Here is a 2,491-nt window from a genome sequence, read left to right on the forward strand (position 1 = left end):
TTGACTCTCCGACAAACCCGGTACGGTTCATGTATTTTTTTATAAAAATAATAGAGAGTTTGGTAACTTAATTTCATCCGCTCCAAGCTTAAAATAAATTGCTGTTATAGTGTGAACTATAATATTCTAATTCATGCATTAAAATGAAAAGATTACCTACTATTTCAAGTATTTGCTTGATGATTTTAACTTTATCAACTCGAGCAGAGACCCTTCCTGAAACTTATATATTATGGGAACAATATTACCAAGTTGAACAAAAGGATCTTGAACAGGCAACACAACTTTTACAGCAGATTAGCCAGAAATCACCGCGAGATCCAAAGGTCTGGAAAACTTGGACATATCTGGAAATGCGCAAAAATAATAATACCGAAGCTTTAATTTATATTGATCGAACTCTTGAATTAACGCCAGATGATGAACAATTGTTGTTGCAAAAAGCCTATCTGTTGAATGCTGCTCAACGTAATCCTGAAGCTTTAGAAATATTTAAAAAACTGCAAAGTTCCTCAAATCCTGAAACTGCAGTAAAAGCCCAACAGGCTGTACTTAATTTAAATGGAACAACAAGTGGTCAGACTAAAAATACCTTTGCCGATATCTATTTTTCTCCTTCTTTTGAAGGACGTTATGACACGGCTATCTTACCCTTGAAGCTCCGTTATGGACGTTATTGGGGAGAAGAAAACCGTGGCCAGATTTATGGCTTTGCCAGCATTAACAGGGATACCCAATCCACCGGCGGTGCACGACCTGAGATTATTGACCAGAATGCAGCCATTGTCGGTGTTGGAACAAATTACCGTCCTTGGGAATGGCCGCTCTATCTATATCTGGAACTCGGCGGAAGTTATGATCTAATAGATTTAAACCGAGACAAATTCAGAGAAAGTATTAATTTTGGTTTGACCGGTTATCAGGAATGGTATTGGCATGATTCCGAAACCAGTCATAGTCCGATTACCCAGAAAACTCAGTATTTTGCCGAACTGTATGGCAATGCAGCGAGCTATTCACGTGAAGATTATAATGTAATTGGCGACCTGCGCCTGCGTACCGGTTGGAACTTTAACCGGGATCATCTAGGCAATATCCAGACTTATCTGAAGTTACATACGATTAATGATTCCAATAACGAATTTTATAACAACCTGGCAGAGTTGGGGCCGGGTATAGCCTGGCAACCTGCAGACTTCCCGGTCAAGCTACGTGTTGAACAGATGTATGGCAAATATGTAAATGGGGCACCTGAGTCTGGAAAAAGAACTTTTGATAATACCCGAGTGGAACTGACTTATTACTGGAGCTTTTAACCATGCTGATTGATCTTTCTTTTATTTTTGGTACCCGCCCTGAGCTGATTAAATTAGCACCAGTCATCTTAAAAGCCCAGCAAGATTCACGATTTAGAGTCAATGTGGTATTTACCGGTCAGCATCTGGAATTGGTACAGGATGCGATCGAGTTTTTCCAAATCAAGATTGATCATCATCTGCAAATCATGCAACCCGGCAAAAGTCTAAATATTCTATTAAGCAAGGCATTGACCGAACTGGATCAAGTATATCGTGACATGCCGAAATGTGATGTAATTGTAGTGCAAGGGGATACCACCACTGTACTTGCAGGTGCTCTGGTGGCCTTTAACCTGAATATTCATCTGGCGCATGTTGAAGCCGGATTACGCTCTTTTGATCTGATGCATCCATTTCCGGAAGAAGGAAACCGGCAACTGGTTTCCCGCTTGGCTCACTGGCATTTCGCACCGACCCGACGTTCTGCAGAAAACTTGCGTCAGGAAAATATTCCAGACCCGCAGATTTTTATTACCGGTAATACCGTGGTTGATGCTATTTATCATGCCCGTGATTTAATGCAATCTTCTTCTCAGCAGTCTCAGCAAAGGTTAGAGCGAATGGGGCTGAAATTAAGTGAACAAGATAAACTGGTCTTGCTGACCGCACATCGACGGGAAAATTTTGGTGAAGGTATTCAAAATATCTGTGCCGCCATCCATGCACTATGTCGCCGTTATCCAGAGCTGCATTTTGCCTGGCCTGTGCATCTCAATCCGCAGGTATATGAAATTGCTTATCGCGAGTTTCTGGATCATCCGCAGGTACATTTGTTAAAACCTCTGGATTATCCGGACTTACTGGCTGTTTTAGGTGCAGCCTATTTTATTATGACCGATTCAGGCGGTATTCAGGAAGAAAGCCCCACCTATCAAAAACCGGTGCTCATACTGCGGGATGTAACTGAACGTCCGGAAGTGGTTGAAGCAGGTTGTGGAATACTAGTCGGTACTAATCAGGCCAAAATCGTACAAGAGTTTTCTCGTCTCATGGATGATTCAGCCTATTATCGACAACATGCAGAAGTCGAAAATCCATTTGGTGATGGTCATGCTTCGGAACGTATTTTGGAACAGATGCTGCAAGATTTAATAGTCAGAGCTTAGGGTGTGTTGACACTTTTAGCTTAAAAA

General features: G+C 41.5%; 2 protein-coding genes. Both read left to right on the plus strand.

The features are described 5' to 3' along the window. The first annotated feature begins 179 nt into the window (after positions 1-179). The gene (locus tag RJ01_RS15495) at positions 180-1,316 is read left to right on the plus strand and encodes a hypothetical protein (protein WP_004780124.1); all 1,137 of its coding nucleotides are present in this window, start codon (positions 180-182) and stop codon (positions 1,314-1,316) included. Positions 1,317-1,318: 2 nt separating this feature from the next. Further along, the gene (gene wecB, locus RJ01_RS15500) at positions 1,319-2,464 is read left to right on the plus strand and encodes a non-hydrolyzing UDP-N-acetylglucosamine 2-epimerase (RefSeq protein ID WP_004780123.1); all 1,146 of its coding nucleotides are present in this window, start codon (positions 1,319-1,321) and stop codon (positions 2,462-2,464) included. The last annotated feature ends 27 nt before the right edge of the window (positions 2,465-2,491 follow it).

This window comes from Acinetobacter sp. YZS-X1-1 (assembly GCF_000804305.1).
In the GTDB taxonomy this organism is placed as follows: domain Bacteria; phylum Pseudomonadota; class Gammaproteobacteria; order Pseudomonadales; family Moraxellaceae; genus Acinetobacter; species Acinetobacter variabilis.

Coding starts and splice junctions, on each gene's coding strand:
- wecB (WP_004780123.1), top strand. CDS start 1,319: ATGCTGATTGATCTTTCTTTTATTTTTGGTACCCGCCCTGAGCTGATT.
- RJ01_RS15495 (WP_004780124.1), top strand. CDS start 180: ATGATTTTAACTTTATCAACTCGAGCAGAGACCCTTCCTGAAACTTAT.